This window comes from Mesorhizobium sp. B2-5-11 (assembly GCF_006440835.1).
Classification (GTDB): Bacteria; Pseudomonadota; Alphaproteobacteria; order Rhizobiales; family Rhizobiaceae; genus Mesorhizobium.
Map to the genome: position 1 here is coordinate 1 of NZ_VFUK01000013.1, position 19,555 is coordinate 19,555.

Below are 19,555 nucleotides of genomic sequence, written 5' to 3' on the forward strand. Positions count from 1 at the left end.
GGGTGGGGGCAAGGGTGGAAGCAAGGGGTCAAGTCGTGACGGTGCGATGGAGATCGAAACCGGGTTGATACCCAGTTCAGTCAACGCAACAAACCCTACGCAGGTAAGATCTTTCAAAATTTTCGAAGGCAAGGGATGTCGCCGCGACTACGCACGGTTTTGCCCGACGAAACCGATGGGTAAATGCGACCTTGAAAGCCAGATCGAACGGCTTTCACCTGCGTGCAGAGATTTCGTCGAGAAGCATCGGTGAAGTTGCGTGGCTATTATGCTAATGTAGCTATCTCTCATTCGATGCGTCAGTCTGACGATAGGTCCTCAGCTGACCGTCTGTCGAGCATGGCCGCGGGAAATAAACATCCCTGGCCGGAGCCGGTTGCGGGGCCTGTAGCTGGAGGGCCGTCGACGGGCCATGAGGAGAAAAAGGGCGAGAAACCGGGATCGCGACGCAAATCCTATGTCCGACAATCGGAACATTGCCGCTGCGATCGAGGCTTGCTACGACGCCGCGTTCGAGTTTAGGCAGTGGCCCGCAGCGCTTCAAATGCTGGCCCACTCCCTGGGAGCCACAAGTTGCGTTATCCGCACCTGCGATCCAACTCACCCGTTTCGTAGCGATCAGCGATCGCCGACCGCGCTCAGACCCGATTCGACCGAACATGCCGAATTCGCCGCCCTTTGGATCGAAAGAATCGAAGGTGCTCCCGATCCGCATGAACGTAGACCGCGCAAGAGGTTGGCAAAACTGACAGACAGCTTCGTTGTCGAGGATGAGATCACCACTCGTGATGAGCGCGAGGTTCTCCCTTATTACCAAGAAATCGCGCGTCCAGGCGACCGGGAATGGTGGGCTGCAATAGACTTCATGGTGAAGGATCGAAGGTGGATGCTCTCGATGTTTCGTGACGCTCATAAGGGGCCATTCTACCGGAATGAAGCCGAGGATTTCTTGGCGATCGTTCCGTCGATGGTTCGCATCATCAGTGCTGCGGAAAAGGTTTGGGAAACGGCAGTCGAACCGAACCTGGCCATTCTGGATCGGATGGGAAGCGCAGCGCTGTTGCTGAATTGCCGAGGCCGCGTCACCCGCTACAATAAACACGCGGAAGCTCTGCTTGGTACTGGCCTCGTTATCCACGGTGGTCGTCTCCGGGCGGCAGATCGGCCCAGTGATTCACGCTTGCAGAAATTGATCGCAGGCGTGGTCAGCCAATGCGGCGACTTGAGCGACGGGGAGCCCGTTTTGATTGCTCGCGAGGGTTCGCCATGGCTTCTTGCTGAAGCCATTCCGATGACCTCGTTCGTCCATGACCTCTTTAACGGCGGAGACGCGCTCCTCTATTTTACCGATCTTGTGGCCGAACCGGCGCTACCCAAGCAACTGATAAGGCACGCCTTTCAACTAACAGCAGCCGAAACGCGGCTGGCCTGCCGCCTTGCCGATGGCCGAGGTATCGGCGCGGCAAGCTCTGCCCTGGGAATTGGCCGTGAAACCGCCAGAAGCCAGCTCCGTGCAATATTCTCGAAAACAAGCACCGGAAGTCAGGCGGAACTCGCGAAGCTCTTGTCCCGATACCAAGGGTCCTCCACGCATTGAAGTCGCGGTGTCACCCATTCGGGTGAAGCCCTGACGGTCCAAGGGTTGCACTCTGCGCTGAATCGGGGCCGTGGCACTTCACAACAACAGGCGCCGGTCTCGATCCGAGCGGGGCGGGCGGTCAGACGATATTTGGTTTTTGCAACGGCGCGTGCCTGAACCCCTCTGGTGTCCGACTAGTGCCTTCGGGCCGAAGAGGTGAGCAGAAAACATCGCGTCCGCTATTACATTAGCAGTAGGAAATATATTGCCAAACGGCGGCGCGAGGCGGATCATCAACGCCCGCACCTCCGATCGAGAATTGGAAAGACAGGGCTGATCGGAGCTTGCCGATCGTACCGAACGCCAGGAGGTTCAGATGAAACTGCGTGCTTGCCTGCCAAGTGCAGGATGGACAGCTATTGCCTTAATGAGTTTCGGCACAGGTGCTGCCATTGCTTACGCCGCGGACAGTCCGTTGCAGTCGCAGCTTGCGGCGCCAAGAGTATCGTTGCCGGGGGAACTCGACATCACACACTGCGTCGCTCTGGCCGCTGCCGGCCAATCACTGGCCCCGCAAGACTTGAAGGCCTACGAGGAGGCCCAGCCGCCATTGTGGGATGACCTGGGCTCCCTGAGCTATCGGATCAGAACAAAGAGCGCCGATGCCCAAAAATACTTTGACCAGGGGCTGCGGTTCGCCACCAACTTCAATCACGCGGAGGCGCGACGCGCCTTCCGCAAGGCACAAAGCCTCGATCCCGACTGTGCGATGTGCTTCCTCGGCGAGGCACTGGTCCTGGGCCCGAACATCAACGTGCCGATGGATCCCACCGCAAATGCACCAGCGATCACTGCTCTTCGAAAGGCGCAGGCGCTTTCATCCGGTGCCACCGAGAAGGAGCGGGGACTGATCGAGGCGGTCGCCACGCGGTATTCCGAAGATCCCAAGGCCGATCGAAACACCCTGAACGCCGCCTTCGCCGATGCAACTGCGGCGCTTTCCGACAAATATCCTGACGATCTTGAGCTCGCTGTGCTGGCCGCAGAGGCCGGCATGGACACGCAGCCTTGGGACTATTGGCAGCCGGGCGGCAAGGAACCCAAGGGCCGCACCGCCGACATCCAGAGGCGGCTGGAAGGCGTTCTCGCCAGGAAGCCCGACAATCCGATGGCGATTCACCTCTACATTCATCTTGTTGAGGCCTCGGATCGTCCGGAGCGCGCCGAGCCCTACGCGGACCGGCTAGCAGCGCTGATGCCGGGGGCCGGACACATCGTCCATATGCCGAGCCACATCTACTATCGCGTCGGCCGCTACACGGATTCGCTGAAGTCCAACGAAGCTGCCTCGAAAGTGGACGAGACCTATCTCGCCGAAACCGGCGCTACCGGTGTCTATCCGCTCGGCTACTATTCCCACAACGTGCACTTCGTATTGGTTTCGGCCCAGCTCCTCGGTGACTCGAAGACGGTGCTTGCAGAGGCTGAGAAGCTGGACAAGTTTCTGACTAACGAGGTGGCCACGGCAATACCGATCGTGCAGCCGGTGAAGGCAGCTCCGTATTTCGCCTGGGCGCAATATGCCGAACCGGATGCGATCCTGGCTAAGGCCGAGCCGGCCGGCGCGCCGCCTTACATCACATCGATGTGGCACTATGCGCGCGGCGTCGCCCTGGCCGAGAAGAAGGACGCCTCAGGCGCGCGAGTCGAGGCGGACGCCATCCACAAGATCGCTCAGGAAACCGACTGGTCGGTGCACGATGCCTGGGGAATCCCGGCATTGTCGGTCCTGCAAGTGGCCGAAGATGTCGTACGTGCCCGCGCTGCGCAGGCCGAGAATGACGTCGGCGGCTCGATAGCCTTCTGGAAGAAAGCGGTCGAAACGGAGGACACGATCCCCTACATGGAGCCTCCGTACTGGTATTATCCCGTGCGGCAGTCCCTCGGTGCCGCCCTCCTCAAGAACGGTCAGCCGGCGGACGCGGCGAAGGAGTTTGTGGCGGCGCTCCACCGCGCACGCAGCAGCGCCTGGGCACTGTTCGGGCTGCAGCAGGCGGCGGAGGCCCAAGGCGATACTGCCGCCGCAACGAAAGCCGCGGACGAACTTTCCAAAGCCTGGAAGGGCGATCCGGGCATGCTGACGCTGGAACGGCTCTGAACCTCATCCCGGACGGGACCGCTGCGGTCCGTCGACCGGGCTCCAACCAATCACCCAATTTCCGATTTGTCGGAACGTCTGCAAGCGCTTTTCTGACGTTATTCGAACGGTAGAAATCCGCATGCAGGTTCCGTACAGATGACCGATGCGACCCCGGTGATCGGCTCTGGTTTCAGTCCGATTCAGGTCCGACAGTATCCGGCTTAAGCAGCAAAACGTGGTGATCCCGACAGGAATCGAACCTGTGACCTACAGATTAGGAATCTGCCGCTCTATCCTACTGAGCTACGGGACCACGCGGCCCGACACATAGCCGCTTCCGATCGTTTCGCCAAGGGGCGGGCCGAACACAATCGGCCGGCCCCTGCCGCCGCCAGGCCTCAGGCGGCGAGCGCGGTTTCGGCCAGCTTCACCCAGTAGCTCATGCCGTGCGGGATGGCCTCGTCGTTGAAGTCATAGGCCGGGTTGTGAAGGCCGGCGGTGTCGCCATTGCCAATGAAAATGAAGGCGCCGGGCCTGGCTTCAAGCATGTAGGAGAAGTCCTCGCCGCCCATCACCGGCTGGATGCCGCGGTGGACATGAGCGTCGCCGGCGACGTTTGCCGCGACGTCGCTGGCAAAAACCGTCTCTTCCGCATGGTTGAAGGTTACGGGGTAGTTCGCCTGGTAATCGACCTCGATCTTCGCGCCGAAGGCCGTGGCCAATCCGTCGCAGATGGCACGAATGCGCTCTTCCGACTTCTTGGCGATTTCCTTGCGCAAGGTGCGCACCGTGCCTGCGATCTCCGCCGATTCCGGGATGATGTTGTAGGCGTCGCCGGCATGGAATTTGGTCACCGACACCACCACCGCTTCAACCGGGTCGGTGCTGCGCGAGGCGATCGTCTGCAGGGCGCCGACCAACTGGCTGGTGATGACGATCGGGTCGATCGTGCCGTGCGGCATCGCCGCATGGCCGCCGCGGCCTTTCACGGTGATGGTGAATTCCGCGGTCGCCGCCATGATCGGGCCCGGCCGGATGGCGAACTGGCCGACCGGCAGGCCCGGCATGTTGTGCATGCCGAACACTTTCGCGATGTCGAAACGCTCCATCATGCCGTCCTTGACCATCTCGTTGCCGCCACCGCCGCCTTCTTCGGCCGGCTGGAAGATGACCGCCACCGAACCGGCGAAATTGCGCGTCTCGGCGAGATATTTCGCCGCACCCAAAAGCATCGCCGTATGGCCGTCATGGCCGCAGGCATGCATCTTGCCGGGAACGGTCGAGGCATAGGGCTTGCCGGTGATCTCGTTAAGCGGCAGCGCGTCCATGTCGGCGCGCAGGCCGATGGTGGCGCCTTCGCCCTGGCGGCCGCGAATGATGCCCACGACGCCGGTCTTGCCCAGCCCCGTCACCACATCGTCGCAGCCGAAGGCCTTCAGCTTCTCGGTGACGAAGGCGGCTGTCTTGAAGACGTCGAAATTCAGTTCCGGGGTCTGGTGCAGATATCGTCGCCAGCCGGCAACCTCGTCCTGCATTTCGGCGGCACGGTTCAGGATTGGCATGATGGTTCCATCTCGCTGTTGGGGCAGGTCCGCTGCCTTGCAATTGTGATCGTCAGGCACTTTGCCATGTTGACGTCACATAGAGTAAATAGCACCGCAACAATGCGGTCCGTTTTTGAGGGCGGACTCATTTTGCTGGCGATCGCGTAAATCTTACGGAGCCAGGGGCGACTACGGCAAGAGGCGATTTCGGATTCGATCATGCGGCACAGGCATTTCCTCAAACTATTCTGCGCGGGCGCCGTGGCGTTCTCGGCGCTGGCCGGGCCGGCGCTGGCCAATCCGGTCGTGCTGTTCGACCTGAACAGCGGCAAGATCCTCCAGCATCAGGACGCGTTCAAGCGCTGGTACCCGGCATCGCTGAGCAAGCTGATGACGGCCTATGTGACCTTCCGGGCGATAGCGGCCGGCGAGGTCCGGCTCGATTCGCCGATCAAGGTAACGAAACATTCCGCCGCCGAGCCGCCGAGCAAGATGGGCTTCAAGCCAGGCTCGGTGATGCGGCTCGACAATGCGCTGAAGATGATGCTGGTCAAGTCGGCAAACGACATCGCCATGGCCGTCGGCGAGAATGTCGGGGGATCGCAGGCAGCCTTTGCCGAGCGCATGAACGCCGAAGCGGTCCGGCTCGGCATGAACGGAACGCATTTCGTCAATCCGAACGGGCTTTATTCGCCGGACCAGTACACCACAGCGCGCGACCTGGCCGTGCTGGTGACGGCGATCCGCCGCGAGTTTCCGCAATATGCGCCGTGGTTCTCGATCGAGGGGCTTGCGGTCGGCAAGAGGGCGATCCCCAACTACAACCTGTTGATCGGCCGCTATCCCGGGGCCGACGGCATGAAGACGGGCTTCGTCTGCCCCTCCGGCTTCAACATGATCGGTTCGGCGACCCGCAACGGCCGCACGCTGGTGGCGGTGGTGCTCGGCGAGAAGTCGGCGATCACCCGTGCCGAGGCCGCGGCCAAACTGCTCGACCAGGGTTTCGATACGCCTGCCGCCGGCTCGGCCACCATTGCCACGCTGGCGCCCTACGGTGATACCATCTCGCCCAACGACATGCGGGACGAGGTCTGCAAGAAGAAGGCGCCGGCGGAGCAGTCCGAGGCTCCGCCCGTCGTCGCCAAGAACGTGCCGAAATCGCCCTACCAGGAAAAGCTCGACCACGTGCCGACACTGGTTGCCGTGGGGCTTGGCGGCGCGACCGGCCCGACCCCGCTGGCCATGCTCGCCCAGGGCAGCCAGGAATATGCCGACGTGCCCATTCCGACCTGGCGGCCGGACAGACCGGCGCCCGGCGCCGGCCCGACGGTGGCGGGCTCGGCTGCGCAGGGCGACCAACCCGTCAAGGTTGCGAACTAGGCAATGAGTGGTTTTCCCATCCCTGTTTCCGTGCTGACCGGTTTTCTCGGCGCCGGCAAGACGACGCTGCTCAACCGGCTCCTGAAGGACCCGGCGCTGGCCGACACGGCCGTCATCATCAACGAATATGGCGAAGTGGCGATCGATCACCTGCTGGTGGAACAGGCGTCCGACGGCATCATCCAGCTTTCGGACGGCTGCCTTTGCTGCACGGTACGCGGCGAACTGGTCGACACGCTGGCCGATCTGGTCGACCGGCTGCAGACCGGCCGCATCGCCCGCCTTGCCCGCGTCATCGTCGAGACCACCGGCCTTGCCGATCCGGCACCGGTGCTGCAATCGATCATGGCGCATCCGGCACTGGTCCAGGCTTTCCGGCTCGACGGCGTCATCACCTTGGTCGACGCGGTCAACGGCGATGCCACGCTCGACGCCCATGTCGAGGCGGTCAAGCAGGTCGCCGTCGCCGACCGCATCGTGCTCTCCAAAACCGACCTGGTCGCTGGTCCGGATGGACCGGAAGCGCTGCGGACGCGGCTGCGGCAGATCAATCCGGGCGCCGAACTGCTGGCTGTCGACGATGCGAAAACGAGCGTCGCGGCGCTGTTCGACTGCGGCCTCTATAACCCGGCGACCAAATCCGCCGATGTGCGGCGCTGGCTCGGCGAAGAAGCGATGCATAACCATGATCATCATGATCATGACGGGCATGACCACGGGCACGGCCACGACCACGGGCACCGGCACGATCAGCGCATCCGCACCCACTCCCTGGTGCATGACGGCCCGGTGCCGTTCTCGGCCATCGAGATGTTCCTCGATCTTTTGCGCTCCACGCATGGCGAGCGCCTGCTGCGCATGAAGGGCGTCATCGAACTCGAGGAAGATCCGTCGCGGCCGCTGGTGGTGCATGGCGTGCAGAAAATCCTGCATCCGCCGGCTCGATTGCCGTCCTGGCCGGACGGCCAGCGCGGCACCCGGCTGGTGCTGATCACGCTCGACATGCCCGAAGACTATGTAAGGCGACTGTTTGCCGCCTTCACCAACCGGCCCTCGATCGACACGCCCGACCGCGCGGCGCTGGAGAACAATCCCCTGGCGATCGCGGGACGCTGACCTTTACGACAGCTATTCGCCGCGCTCGACCAGGAAGCGGTGACCGCCTGATATGGCGGATGTCTCTACGAGATGATGACCAGAGTCGGCGCAGAACGCCGGAATGTCGATAACGGCGAGCGGATCGGTCGTTTCCAGCCAGAGCCGGCTGCGGGGCCGCATCCCGGCCAGCCGCTTCTTCGCCTTCAGCACCGGCAAAGGGCAGTTCAGCCCCTTCAGATCGTAGACGGTGACGTCGGTCACGGCGAAAAATGTCAGCCGCCGAACATGCCGAGCAGCTTGTTCTTCAGCCTCGTCACGCGGCTCTCGTCGGCACTTGCGGCCTGCGTTTCGGCCGGCGGTGCGGGCTCGGCCGGCGCTTCGATCGTCGCGGTGGCGACAGGGGCTTCCTTGGCGGTCTTGGCCGCTTCCTTTTCGGCCAGCGCCTGCGCCTTGGCGGCTTCCTTTTCGGCCAGCGCTTGCGCCTTGGCCTGCTTGGCAGCTTCTATCGCGGCCAGCCGCTGCTCCTCGGCTTTTTGCTTCGCGGCCTTTTCGGCATCGAGCGCGGCCATCTTGCGGCCGGCGGGCGAATCGATGCGGCCCATGCGCGCCGTCTCGGTGACCGAGCCGTCCGAGTTGAGCGATGGCGGGTCGATCGGCACGCGCTCGCCGCGCGCACGGCGCTTGGACCAGTCGGAGACGATGCTGGCTTCCTTGATGCCGGCGATGGTGGGCTTGGGCGCCGGCGTGCTTGCCTTGAGGGCGCCGTTGAACGCAGCCTCATACGTGCTCTGATAAGCACTGTAGGCGCTTTTCAGCGAATCCGGCTGCGTGGACGCAGGGCAGGGGCCGGTCGGATTGAATGTGGTGCCTTCGGGAGCCACCTGGTTGAAGACGTAGCGCTTCTCGCAAACGTCGACTTTCGGCGGTACCTTGGTGATCTCGAAATTGTCGTAGCCGACCTTCAGCATCTTCCAGAATTCGTAATTCGGGTCGTTGCGGTAGCGCGCCATGTTGGCGGCGGTCATGCGGAACGGGAAGGCCTGGATCTGGAACTCGGTCTGGCCGCCCTGGAAGGCATCGCGGCCGAACGCATAGATCTGCTCGATCTGGGCATCGGTCATCGAATAGCAGCCCGAAGACGAGCAGGCGCCGTGCACCATCAGGTTGGAGCCGGTGCGGCCGTTGGCGCGGTCATAGGCGTTGGGATAGCCGATGTTGAAGGACAGATGGTAGTTCGAGCGCGGGTTCATCTGCGCCGGACGCACGGTATAAAAACCTTCCGGCGCCTGGCGGTCGCCCTCGGTGTATTTCGGCCCGAGCTTGCCCGACCATTTGCAGATATCGTAGCTGGCGACCATGTCGTAGCGGCCGTTGGTCTTGGCCTTCCAGATTTCGAGCTTGCCCTCTTCCTTGAAGATGCGCGCCATCACCGAGGAGGTGCGCACCATGCCCTTGGCCCTCATGTCGGCCAGGATCTTGTCGGGCAGGGGCTTGTTGGCCTCCGGGGCAAAATCCTTCATCGACGAATCATTGCAGCCGGCGACGGCTATCGCGGTGATGAGAATTCCGGTGCGGGCAAGCTTGGCAAACATGGATAAGGCTACGTCTTCTCTTTCGGGCCAATGGCTTCGAAACGGCCGAGCCCGCATGCTGAACACAGACGGACCGTAAGCCCGTTAACCTTGAAAATTCCTTACCGCAAGCCTCGGCCACCCCTCACGGCAATTCCATTGAACCGAATCCGGCGGCATTTTTGTGGCGAAATTGCTCATCGCCGCCACATTGCCGTGGAGCGTTGCCGTGGAGGCGGCTTGCGGCGGCCCGGTTGAGCCGCCAAATCGTGGTCAGAGGCTGCGGCCCATTGCCAGATACTTCTCGCGGCGCTGCTCGCGAAAATCCATGTTGGCGCCGGCAAAATCCTTCATCGTCCTGGCGATGAGATCGCCCGTCGCGGCAATCACCGTTTCGGGTGCGCGCTGGGCGCCGCCGATCGGTTCGGGAATGATGGCGTCGATGATCTTCAGTTCCAGAAGGTCCTGGGCGGTGATCTTCATGTTGGTCGCCGCGTCCTTGGAGCGCGTCGTGTCGCGCCACAGGATGGAGGCCGCGCCCTCGGGCGAGATCACCGAATAGATGGCGTGTTCCAGCATGTAGACGCGGTTGGCGGTGGCGATGGCAATGGCGCCGCCCGAACCGCCTTCACCGATGACAACCGAAATCGATGGCACCTTGAGCGCAAGGCAGGCCGAGGTCGAACGGGCAATGGCTTCGGCCTGGCCGCGCTCCTCGGCGCCGACGCCGGGATAGGCGCCGGCCGTGTCGACCAATGTCAGCAGCGGGATCTTGAAGCGGTCGGCAAGCTCCATCAGCCGCACGGCCTTGCGATAGCCTTCGGGGCGCACCGAGCCGAAATTGTGCTTCAGCCGGCTCGCCGTGTCGGAGCCCTTCTCCTGGCCGAGGATCGCTACCGGTTCGCCGCGGAACCGGGCAAAGCCGCCGACGATCGCCTGGTCCTCGCCGAAATTGCGGTCGCCGGCGAGCGGCGTGAAATCGCTGAACAGGCCCTTGATGTAGTCGACGCAGTGGGGCCTGTCGGAGTGGCGCGCCACCTGCACCTTCTGCCATGGGGTCAATGCCTTGTAGAGATCGCGCAGGGCATCGCGCGACCGCTTCTCGAGCCTGCTGATCTCGTCGGCGACATCGACCGCCTCGCCGTTCTCGGCAAGCTTCTTCAGTTCCAGGATCTTGAGTTCCAGATCCTGCACCGGCTTTTCGAAATCGAGGTAGTTGTACATGCTTGGGCGGACCGATACGTCGGAAGCAAAGACTGGCGGGACCCTGAAATCCGGGGCTCCGGGCGATGGAACGTCGCCCTCACATAGCGATATGAGGTCTAGTCGGCAAGCGGGTGATGATCGTTGACCAGCCGCACCAATCGCTCCTCCAGCACATGGGTATAGATCTGTGTCGTCGATATGTCGGCATGGCCGAGCAGTTGCTGCACGGCCCTGAGATCGGCCCCGTTCTGCAAGAGATGGCTGGCGAAAGCATGGCGAAGCACATGTGGCGAGACCTTGGCCGAGGCGATGCCGGCCCGGGCCGCCAGCCCCTTGAGGTCGCGAGCGAAGACCTGGCGCGAGAGGTAGCCGCTGTCCGACGCGGCAGGAAACAGGAACGGGCTGTCAGCGAAAGCGGGCACCTTGGCCCGGGCGGCGAGCCAGGCTCGCATCGCCGCGCGCGCCTTGGCCGACAGCGGCACCATGCGCTCCTTGTCGCCCTTGCCGCGCACCATGAAGAAGCGATCGTCGCGTTGCGCCACCGTCACCGGCAAGCCGACCAGTTCCGAAACGCGCAGGCCTGTCGCATAAAGCACTTCGACCAGCGCGTGCAGACGCAGCGCCGCCAGCCTGTCGCTCTCGCCAAGCCCGGCATCGCCGGCCTCCTGCGCGGCGCGGTCGATCAGCCGGCCGGTGTCGGCCTCGCTCATGGTCTTCGGCAGCGGACGGCCTTTTTTCGGGCTGTCCAGCGTGCCGGTCGGGTCGTCGCCGCGCAGGCCCTCGGCGTAGAGGAATTTGAAGAACTGGCGGATCGCCGACAGTTTGCGTGCCTGCGATGTCGGGGCGAAGCCGCGTGCGGCGATGTCGTCGAGATAGGCGAGGATGTCCGCGGCGCCGGCGCCGGCAAGACCGCCAGGGATTTCCTGCGAAGCGTCATCGAGGTCGCGGCGATAGGAGGAAAGCGTGTTTTCGGCGGCACCCCGCTCGGCGCTCATCATCTCCAGAAAGGCTTCGATGCGGGCAGCGCTGTTCATTTCCTGAAGTTTTTTCTTCGGGCTCAGTTTTTCTTTGGGTTCAGCTTTTCCGTAGGGATGCGCACGCTCATTTCCGCCTTTTTCGGCTCGACGAACATCACCAACGCGAACATCGTACCATAGGCGATGCCCGCCAGAATCGCTGTTATCACGACGAGGCGAAACAGTGTCGGCATCAATCTTCGCCCGTCTTCTTGTTCTGCGTTTCCAAACCCTGTGCCCTTATGGGACGCCAATCCGGCCAATTCAAGCAAGAAGCTGAAGCGCGCCGGCAACTTCCAATGCAGCCGGTTCCTCGCTCGCGGGAGGCCAGCCTGCCTCAGTGCGCTTGACGCAACCGGGCTTTTCATGTCGATACGCCGGCAAAGAGGGCTTCGAGGCTGATGAACGCGCTACCAGCAAATCCTCCGGGCGGGAGCCATGCCGCGCTGCTGGGCAGGCTCGGCGGCCGCTCCATCGTCTTTGTCGGCCTGATGGGCGCCGGCAAGACCGCGATCGGCCGCAAGGTCGCCACCGTGCTGGCGTTGCCTTTCATCGACAGCGACCAGGAGATCGAAAACGTCTCGCGCATGACCGTTCCGGAACTGTTCGAACGCTATGGCGAAACCGAGTTCCGGGCGCTGGAGCAGCGCGTCATCCTGCGCGTGCTGGAAAACGGCCCGCAGGTGCTGTCGACCGGCGGCGGCGCCTTCATGAACGCACAGACGCGCGAGGCGATAGCGGCACATGGCGTGTCGGTATGGCTGAAGGCCGAACTCGACCTTTTGATGGACCGGGTCTCCAAGAAACAGAACCGGCCGCTGCTGAAGAGCCCCGATCCGCGTGGCGTGCTCGAGCGGCTGATGAGTGAACGCTATCCGGTCTATGCGACATCGGACGTCACCGTGCCGACCCGCGACGACCGCAAGGAAGTCATCGCGGCCGAGGTGGTGGAGGCGCTGTGCCGGCATTTCGATATCGCCCAGACCACTCCCGCGGGCGAGGTCGAACCGTGAACGCCAACGCAGCCGTTGCCGTCGAGGTCGGACTCGGCGAGCGGGCTTACGACATCCTGATCGGGCCGGGGCTTTTGTCGCGCGCCGGCGCCGAGATGTCGCGCCGCCTGCCGGGCCGACGCGCCGCAGTCGTGACCGACGAAAACGTCGCGGCGGCGCATCTCCATACGCTGAAGGCCGGTCTGCTGGAGAGCGGCATCGAGCCCGCCGTGATCACGCTGCCGCCCGGCGAGAAAACCAAGAGTTTCGCGCATCTCGAAGAGGTGGTGGACGGCGTCCTGGCCGCGAAGCTGGAACGCGGCGACGTCGTCATCGCCCTCGGCGGCGGCGTCATCGGCGACCTGGCCGGCTTCGCCGCCGGCATCGTGCGCCGCGGCATGAACTTCGTGCAGATCCCGACCTCGCTCCTGGCGCAGGTCGATTCCTCGGTCGGGGGCAAGACCGGCATCAACAGCGCGCGCGGCAAGAACCTGGTCGGCGTCTTCCACCAGCCGAAGCTGGTGCTGGCCGATACCGGAGTGCTCGATACGCTGCCGATCCGCGAATTTCGCGCCGGCTATGCCGAACTCGCCAAATACGGGCTGATCGACCGGCCCGAATTCTTCGCCTGGCTGGAGAAAAACTGGGCCAGCGTGTTCGCCGGCGGACCGGAGAGGGTGGAGGCCATCGCCGAGGCCTGCCGCGCCAAGGCGGATGTCGTTGCCCGCGACGAGTTCGAGACCGGCGACCGCGCGCTCCTCAATCTCGGCCACACGTTCGGCCATGCGCTGGAGGCCGCCACCCGATATGACGGCGCCCGCCTCGTGCATGGCGAAGGCGTCGCCATCGGCATGGCGCTGGCGCATCGCTTCTCGTCGCGGCTCAACCTGGCCAGTCCCGACGATGCGGCGCGCGTCGAGGCGCATCTCAAGACGGTGGGACTGCCGTGGCGGATGGCCGATATCCCCGGCGAACTGCCCGACGCCGATGCGCTGCTTGGCTTCATCACCCAGGACAAGAAAGTGTCGCGCGGCGCGCTGACCTTCATCCTGACGCGCGGCATCGGAGAGGCCTTCATCGCGAAGGACGTGCCGGCCTCGGAAGTGCTCTCGTTCCTCAGGGAGAACCACCCGAGCGGGACGGGAAGCCGTCCGAAATGAACGGGGCCGGCTGGATCGTCGTCGCTGTCCTTGCCGTCCTCATCCTGTTGGCCGTCGCCATGCGCACGCGCCTGCTTGCCGCTTTGGGCTATGAACTGTCGCGCATCGAGCCGCAGCGCTCGAGCGGGGACGAGCTGCGCGGCGCCGTCGACGATTTCCGCCGCGACGGCCAGGTGGTGCGCGAGGAGCGCGACCGCATCGGCGGGTTGTTCGACCTCGAGGAGCTCGAAGTCTCCGACGTCATGGTCCACCGCACCAATATGCGCTCGGTCAATGCCGACAATGCGCCGGAAGCCGTGGTGCGCGAGATCCTGCAGAGCCCGCACACCCGCATGCCTTTGTGGAAGGGGTCGCTCGACAACATTGTCGGCGTGCTGCACGCCAAGGACCTGCTGCGCGCCCTCAACGATGTCGGCAACGACTTCTCCAGGATCGATGTGATGAAGATCGCGTCAAAGCCCTGGTTCGTGCCCGATACGACGACATTGCAGGAACAGCTCAACGCCTTCCTGCGCCGCAAGGCGCATTTCGCCGTCGTCGTCGACGAGTATGGCGAGGTCGAGGGGCTGGTGACGCTGGAGGACATCATCGAGGAGATTGTCGGCGAGATCGCCGACGAGCACGATGTCGACATACAGGGCGTCAAGCAGGAGGCGGACGGTTCCGTCGTCGTCGACGGAACCGTGCCGATCCGCGACCTGAACCGGGCGCTCGACTGGGACCTGCCGGACGAGGAGGCAACCACCATCGCCGGCCTGGTCATCCATGAGACGCAGTCGATCCCCGAGGAGAAGCAGGCCTTCACCTTCCACGGCAAGCGTTTCATCGTCATGAAACGCGACAAGAACCGCGTCGCCAGGCTCAGGATCAGGCCGGCAGGCGACAGCTGAACGGTCCATCGTGTCGCAGACACGCACAACCGCGTCATCCCTGATGCTCAACAGTCCTTGGTCGAGCGTTCGCCGACCATTGCGTCGGTGTCGGCGTCGACGGCCGCCAGGCTGACTTCATAGCCCCAGAGATGCCGGATGTGGCGAAGGGTCGCGTCGCGGCTGTCATTCTCCAGCACGACCCCATTCTTCACCTTGTGCTGTAGCCGCAAATGCCGGTCGCCGAGCAGGTCCACGTCCACAACCTGGATGTCGGGCCGGCTCGCGCCCACATCATAGCTGTGGGCCAGCGCGGCGCGTATGTTGTTGTAGCCCCGCTCGTTGTGGATCGATGCGACTTCGTAGTGCGGTTGGTCGGCTCCATCGGCCAGGACGAAGAGCCGCCATTTTCGTATCAAGGTCGGGCTGAGATACTGGCGAATGAAGGATTCGTCGCGGTGGTTGGCCCAGGCGTCGAGCAGCGTCTCAAGCCAGTCGCCACGGCCGGCTATGTCCGGGAACCAGTCGCGATCTTCGGCTGTCGGCTCGGTCGAGATGCGCTGAATGTCCTGCATCATGTCAAGCCCGAGCGCGTAGGGGTTGATGCCGGAAAACCGCTGGTCGTCGAAGGATGGCTGGAAGATCACGTTCGAGTGGTTGCGCAGGATTTCGAGCATCGCGCCTTCGGTGATCCGGCCACGGTCGAACAGCATGTTCATGAGCGTGTAGTGCACGAAAGTGGCGCAGCCTTCGTTCATCACCTGGGTTTGCCGCTGCGGGTAAAAATACTGCGCAATGACGCGGACGATCCTGAGGATCTCGCGCTGCCAGGGTTCGAGGACAAGGCTGTTCTTCTCAAGGAAATAGAGCAGGTTTTCCTCGGGCAGATTGAGCGATTTCTTCCGCTCCGACACGCCTTCATCGCCCGCTTCGGAGTTGTCGGCGTCCTGCGCGGGCGGCAGGGTGCGCCATAAGTCATTGTAGGAACGCTCCTCGTATTCGAGGCGCTCGCGAAGTCCCTCGCGCTGCTGCTCCGACGACAGTTTCGGCGGCCGGTGATACCGGAACACGCCTTGCTCCATCAGCGCGTGTGCGGAATCGAGAATGGCTTCCACGGCGGCCAGGCCGTGCCGCTCCTCGCACCGGGCGATGTAGCCCTTGGCAAAGTCCAGATAGCTCAGGATCCCTCCGGCATCCGTCCATTGGCGGAAAAGGTAATTGTTCTTGAAGAAGTGATTGTGTCCAAGTGCCGCATGGGCGGTCACCAAGGCCTGCAGCGCCATGGTGTTTTCCTCCATCAGGTAGACGATGCACGGATTGGAATTGATGACCAATTCATAGGCCAGCCCGCGACCGCCTTTGCGATAGAGAAGCTCGTTGTAGAGGAAATGCTTGCCGAACGACCAATGCCGGTACATCAGCGGCATGCCGACCGACGAGTAGGCGTCGAGCATCTGCTCGGAAGAGATGACCTCCATCTGCACCGGATAGGTGTCGAGATGAAGCTGGTCGACCGCAATCGCCTCGATCTCCTCATAGACCCGCGACAGCTTTTTGAAATCCCAGTCGGATCCGGAGAAAAGCAACCCCGATTTGTTGGCCTGGCCAGCCATCCGGCACCCCTTACGCGCTCTTGGCCATAGCCGGCTGCCTGGCGAAAAGCTGGCGAAATACCGGGTAGATATCGGCCGGAGCGGCGATGCGCCTCATCTGGAAGTTCGGCCATTTTTGCTCGACGGCGCTATAGGCGCGCCAGAGCGAGGTGCCATTTTCGGTCGAGCCGAAAATATGACTTTCGCGTTCGTCGATGATCTCCACATAGGCGAAATACTGGCACAGGCGCATGAGCTTGCCGTGGAGCAGTTCTATGCAGCGCTGCGAGTCGGTGGCGAAATTGTCACCGTCCGAAGCCTGGGCCGCATAGATGTTCCACTCCGTGGCCGGATAGCGTTGTTCTATGATGCGTTGCATTTCCTCCAGCGCGGTGGAAACGACCGTGCCTCCGCTTTGCGTGCAGTAGAAGAATGTCTCTTCGTCCACCTCCTGGGCCTCGTGCGTGTGGCGGATGAAGACGATCTCCGTGCGCTCATAGCGTCGGGTCAGGAACAGGTGCAGCAGAACGAAGAAGCGCTTGGCCAAATCCTTCTCGCGCTCGCCCATCGACCCGGAGACGTCCATCAGGCAGAACATGACGGCGCTGGCATTCGGCACCGGCTGCGGGTCGAAGCGATTGAAGCGGATGTCGACGGGATCGACAAAGGCAATACGCTTTCGGCGGCGCTCCAGCCGCTCGAGTTCCTCCCGCAAAGTCAGGATGCGTTCGCGGGTCGCGGCGTTTGGCGGCTTCGATTCCAGTTTGGCGAGCTGCTGGAGGATCGCATCCAGCTCCGGCTGCTTTGGGCGCCCAAGCGCGATACGGCGGGCGTGGCTGTTTCGCATCGTGCGCCCGACATTAATGTTGGTCGGTGATCCTGTTGCCGCGAAACCTGCCCGCCTTGGCTTGAATGCGAGTATCTGCTTGAGATTGAGCTTGACTAGATCCGGCAGTTCGAGATCCTCGAAAAAGAGGTCGAGAACTTCCTCGCGCGAAAGCACGAAGCGAAAGTCGTCCTCGGATGCCGTGTTTCCCGGCGACGAGGAACCTGCGCCGCCCTGCCCGGGTTTGGGCACCAGGTCACCGGGAATGAACGTCCTGTTTCCTGGCAGGATGTGCTGGCGCTGGCCACTGTCCCTGGCATCGCTGAAGGTCGGTTCGCTGGTGCCTCTGTGAGGCATCGGCACGGCATGCCCGCTGTCCACATCGGCGATCCGGCCCGTCCTTATCTGGTCACGGATGCTCCGCTTGAGTTCTTCCCGCGCGCGCCTGAGAAAGCGCTGGCGATTGCCCAGGTTCTTGTCCTTCGGATTGAGGCGGCGGTCGATGAAGATCGGCATGGAACCATCCGGGCTTTTCTCAGCCCGCCTTGTTCACGCGCATGTACCAGTCGACCAGCCGCCGTACCTGCCGCTCGGTGTAGCCGCGTTGCACCATGCGCTGCACGAATTCATTGTGCCGCTTTTCCGTGACGCTGTCCTGCTTGGAGCCGAAACTGATCACCGGCAGAAGATCTTCGACCTGGCCGAACATGCGCTTCTCGATGACCTCGCGCAGCTTTTCGTAGCTTGTCCATGACGGGTTGCGGCCGTGGTTGCGTGCCCGGGCACGCAGCGTGAACTTGACCACTTCGTTGCGGAAATCCTTGGGGTTGGCGATGCCGGCCGGTTTTTCGACCTGCGACAACTCCTTGTCCAATATCTCGCGATTGAGGATCTGGCCCGTATCGGGATCCTTGTAGTCCTGATCTTCGATCCAGGCATCGGCATAGGCGATGTAGCGGTCGAATAGGTTCTGGCCATACTCGCTGTATGATTCCAGATAGGCCTTCTGGATCTCGTGGCCGATGAACTCGGCATAGCGCGTCGCCAGTTCCGACTTGATGAATTCGAGATAGCTCGCTTCCGTCTCCTTTGGGAACTGCTCGCGCTTGATCGCCTCTTCCAGGATGTACATCAGGTGCACGGGATCCGCCGCGACCTCGTTGGTGTCGTAGTTGAATGTCTGCGACAGGATCTTGAAGGCGAAGCGCGTGCTTACGCCGGTCATGCCCTCGTCGACGCCGGCGGCGTCGCGATATTCCTGAACCGACTTGGCCCGGGGGTCGACCTCCTTGAGGTTTTCGCCGTCATAGGCGCGCATCTTGGTGTAGAGCGGCGAATTGTCGTGCTCGGCAAGACGGGTCGAGACCGTGAACCGGCTGAGAATATCCAGCACTTCAGGTGCGCAGGGGCTGCCGGCCAGCTCGCTCTCGCGCAACAGTTTCTCGTAAATATGCCTCTCCTCGGTGATCCGAAGGCAATACGGCACCTTGACCACGAGGATGCGGTCGAGAAAGGCCTCGTTGTTCTTGTTGTTCTTGAACTGTTGCCATTCCGATTCGTTGGAATGGGCAACGATGATGCCCTGATAGGGGAAGGCGCCGAAATTCTCGGTGCCGTTGTAGCTGCCTTCCTGGGTCGCCGTCAGCAGCGGATGCAGGACCTTGATGGGCGCCTTGAACATCTCGACGAATTCGAGCAGGCCTTGCGTGGTCCGGTTCAGCCCGCCGCTGTAGGAATAAGCGTCCGGATCGGACTGGCTGAAATCCTCCAATTGCCTGATGTCGACCTTGCCAACCAGAGCCGAGACATCCTGATTGTTCTCGTCGCCAGGCTCCGTCTTGGCTATAGCGATCTGGCGCAGCCGCGAGGGCATCAACTTCACCACGCTGAATTTGGAAATGTCGCCAGACAATTCATCAAGCCGCTTGGCCGCCCAGGGCGAGATAATGCCGTTGAGGCGACGCCGGGCTATGCCGTATTTGTCCTCCAGCAGGTCGCCCATGCGATCGGGATGGAACAGGCCGAGCGGCGATTCGAAAATCGGACTGATCTGATTGCCGGCCTTAAGCGTGTAGATCGGGCGTTCCTCCATCAGTTTCTTCAGCCGTTCGGCCAGGGAGGACTTGCCGCCGCCGACAGGCCCGAGGAGATAGAGGATCTGCTTGCGCTCCTCGAGCCCTTGGGACGCATAGCGGAAATAGCCGGCGATGCGCTCGATCGTATCCTCCATTCCGTAGAAATCGGAGAAGGTGGGATACACCTTGACCGTGCGGTTGGAGAAAATGCGGCCGAGCCGCTCGTCCTTGCTGGTGTCGACCAGGTTCGGCTCGCCGATTGCCTCGACCATCCGTTCCGGCGCCGAGGCATACATTGACTTGTCTTCCCGGCAGGCAAGGAGATACTGCTGGAGGCTTATTTCCTCCTGGCCCGCGTTTGCATAAATCTCCGAAAACAGATCGAAGACGTCGGACTGGTTCTCACCCATGATGGTTGCCCTCAGAGCCATTCTGGCTGCCGCCCGGCTCATCTCATTCAACTACCGGGATGCATTGTGGTTCCCTCCACATTGGAGAGAGCGCGTG

17 protein-coding genes and 1 tRNA gene are annotated in these 19,555 nt (G+C 62.5%); 8 read left to right on the plus strand and 10 right to left on the minus strand.

The genetic code is table 11. The features are described from left to right. The 3 genes from FJ490_RS32970 to FJ490_RS27850 all read left to right on the plus strand — a co-directional run. Window positions 1-253 (plus strand): hypothetical protein (locus tag FJ490_RS32970; protein ID WP_210240564.1); only part of this gene is annotated, 253 nt, incomplete at its 5' end. 204 nt (window positions 254-457) lie between these two features. After that, a complete protein-coding gene (locus FJ490_RS27845) occupies window positions 458-1,597 on the plus strand; it encodes a helix-turn-helix transcriptional regulator (protein ID WP_140729316.1) in 1,140 nt (379 codons plus the stop codon). A gap of 409 nt (window positions 1,598-2,006) precedes the next feature. Next, window positions 2,007-3,737, plus strand: a complete 1,731-nt coding sequence (locus FJ490_RS27850) for a hypothetical protein (protein ID WP_246676726.1) — start codon at window positions 2,007-2,009, stop codon at window positions 3,735-3,737. 218 nt (window positions 3,738-3,955) lie between these two features. On the opposite strand, the gene FJ490_RS27855 is transcribed toward FJ490_RS27850, so the two are convergent. Continuing rightward, a tRNA-Arg gene (locus tag FJ490_RS27855) sits at window positions 3,956-4,032 on the minus strand. A gap of 85 nt (window positions 4,033-4,117) precedes the next feature. Continuing rightward, window positions 4,118-5,281, minus strand: coding sequence for a M20 aminoacylase family protein (locus FJ490_RS27860; RefSeq protein WP_140525775.1), 1,164 nt, complete (start codon window positions 5,279-5,281; stop codon window positions 4,118-4,120). 201 nt (window positions 5,282-5,482) lie between these two features. Here FJ490_RS27860 and FJ490_RS27865 point away from each other — a divergent pair, with 201 nt between their 5' ends. Both FJ490_RS27865 and FJ490_RS27870 read left to right on the plus strand, forming a co-directional pair. Continuing rightward, window positions 5,483-6,643, plus strand: a complete 1,161-nt coding sequence (locus tag FJ490_RS27865; protein ID WP_140729318.1) for a D-alanyl-D-alanine carboxypeptidase family protein — start codon at window positions 5,483-5,485, stop codon at window positions 6,641-6,643. Between the two features lie 3 nt (window positions 6,644-6,646). Beyond that, the gene (locus FJ490_RS27870) at window positions 6,647-7,759 is read left to right on the plus strand and encodes a GTP-binding protein (protein WP_140565828.1); all 1,113 of its coding nucleotides are present in this window, start codon (window positions 6,647-6,649) and stop codon (window positions 7,757-7,759) included. 12 nt (window positions 7,760-7,771) lie between these two features. Here FJ490_RS27870 and FJ490_RS27875 read toward each other — a convergent pair whose 3' ends face one another. From FJ490_RS27875 to FJ490_RS27895, 5 genes are all read right to left on the minus strand, one after another. Next, window positions 7,772-8,002 carry a sulfurtransferase TusA family protein gene (locus FJ490_RS27875; protein ID WP_181165390.1) on the minus strand — a complete coding sequence of 77 codons (231 nt, stop codon included), beginning with the start codon at window positions 8,000-8,002 and terminating at the stop codon, window positions 7,772-7,774. Between the two features lie 11 nt (window positions 8,003-8,013). After that, window positions 8,014-9,333 carry a murein L,D-transpeptidase family protein gene (locus FJ490_RS27880; protein WP_140500750.1) on the minus strand — a complete coding sequence of 440 codons (1,320 nt, stop codon included), beginning with the start codon at window positions 9,331-9,333 and terminating at the stop codon, window positions 8,014-8,016. 252 nt (window positions 9,334-9,585) lie between these two features. Beyond that, window positions 9,586-10,536, minus strand: a complete 951-nt coding sequence (locus tag FJ490_RS27885; protein WP_140500751.1) for an acetyl-CoA carboxylase carboxyltransferase subunit alpha — start codon at window positions 10,534-10,536, stop codon at window positions 9,586-9,588. A 98-nt stretch (window positions 10,537-10,634) separates the two neighbouring features. After that, entirely contained in the window at window positions 10,635-11,552 is a 918-nt protein-coding gene (locus tag FJ490_RS27890; RefSeq protein ID WP_140500752.1) for a site-specific tyrosine recombinase XerD, read from the minus strand. Between the two features lie 23 nt (window positions 11,553-11,575). Next, a complete protein-coding gene (locus FJ490_RS27895; protein WP_140729340.1) occupies window positions 11,576-11,728 on the minus strand; it encodes a histidine kinase in 153 nt (50 codons plus the stop codon). A gap of 207 nt (window positions 11,729-11,935) precedes the next feature. Here FJ490_RS27895 and FJ490_RS27900 point away from each other — a divergent pair, with 207 nt between their 5' ends. The 3 genes from FJ490_RS27900 to FJ490_RS27910 are packed head-to-tail and all read left to right on the plus strand — an operon-like array spanning window position 11,936 to window position 14,576. Beyond that, window positions 11,936-12,547: a shikimate kinase gene (locus FJ490_RS27900; RefSeq protein ID WP_140500753.1), complete on the plus strand. Its 612-nt coding sequence runs from the start codon at window positions 11,936-11,938 to the stop codon at window positions 12,545-12,547. Beyond that, the gene (gene aroB / locus FJ490_RS27905) at window positions 12,544-13,686 is read left to right on the plus strand and encodes a 3-dehydroquinate synthase (protein WP_140729319.1); all 1,143 of its coding nucleotides are present in this window, start codon (window positions 12,544-12,546) and stop codon (window positions 13,684-13,686) included. Before FJ490_RS27900 ends, aroB begins: the two co-directional genes overlap by 4 nt. Further along, window positions 13,683-14,576, plus strand: a complete 894-nt coding sequence (locus FJ490_RS27910; protein WP_140560158.1) for an HlyC/CorC family transporter — start codon at window positions 13,683-13,685, stop codon at window positions 14,574-14,576. The genes aroB and FJ490_RS27910 overlap by 4 nt, the downstream gene beginning before the upstream one ends. A 47-nt stretch (window positions 14,577-14,623) precedes the next feature. Here FJ490_RS27910 and FJ490_RS27915 read toward each other — a convergent pair whose 3' ends face one another. The 3 genes from FJ490_RS27915 to FJ490_RS27925 are packed head-to-tail and all read right to left on the minus strand — an operon-like array spanning window position 14,624 to window position 19,458. Next, entirely contained in the window at window positions 14,624-16,168 is a 1,545-nt protein-coding gene (locus FJ490_RS27915) for a SpoVR family protein (RefSeq protein ID WP_140500756.1), read from the minus strand. Between the two features lie 10 nt (window positions 16,169-16,178). Then, complete coding sequence (locus tag FJ490_RS27920; RefSeq protein WP_140500757.1) at window positions 16,179-17,489, minus strand: YeaH/YhbH family protein; 1,311 nt, start codon at window positions 17,487-17,489, stop codon at window positions 16,179-16,181. A gap of 19 nt (window positions 17,490-17,508) precedes the next feature. Beyond that, on the minus strand, window positions 17,509-19,458 hold the full coding sequence (locus FJ490_RS27925; protein WP_140500854.1) for a PrkA family serine protein kinase: 1,950 nt from the start codon (window positions 19,456-19,458) through the stop codon (window positions 17,509-17,511). Window positions 19,459-19,555: the final 97 nt, after the last annotated feature.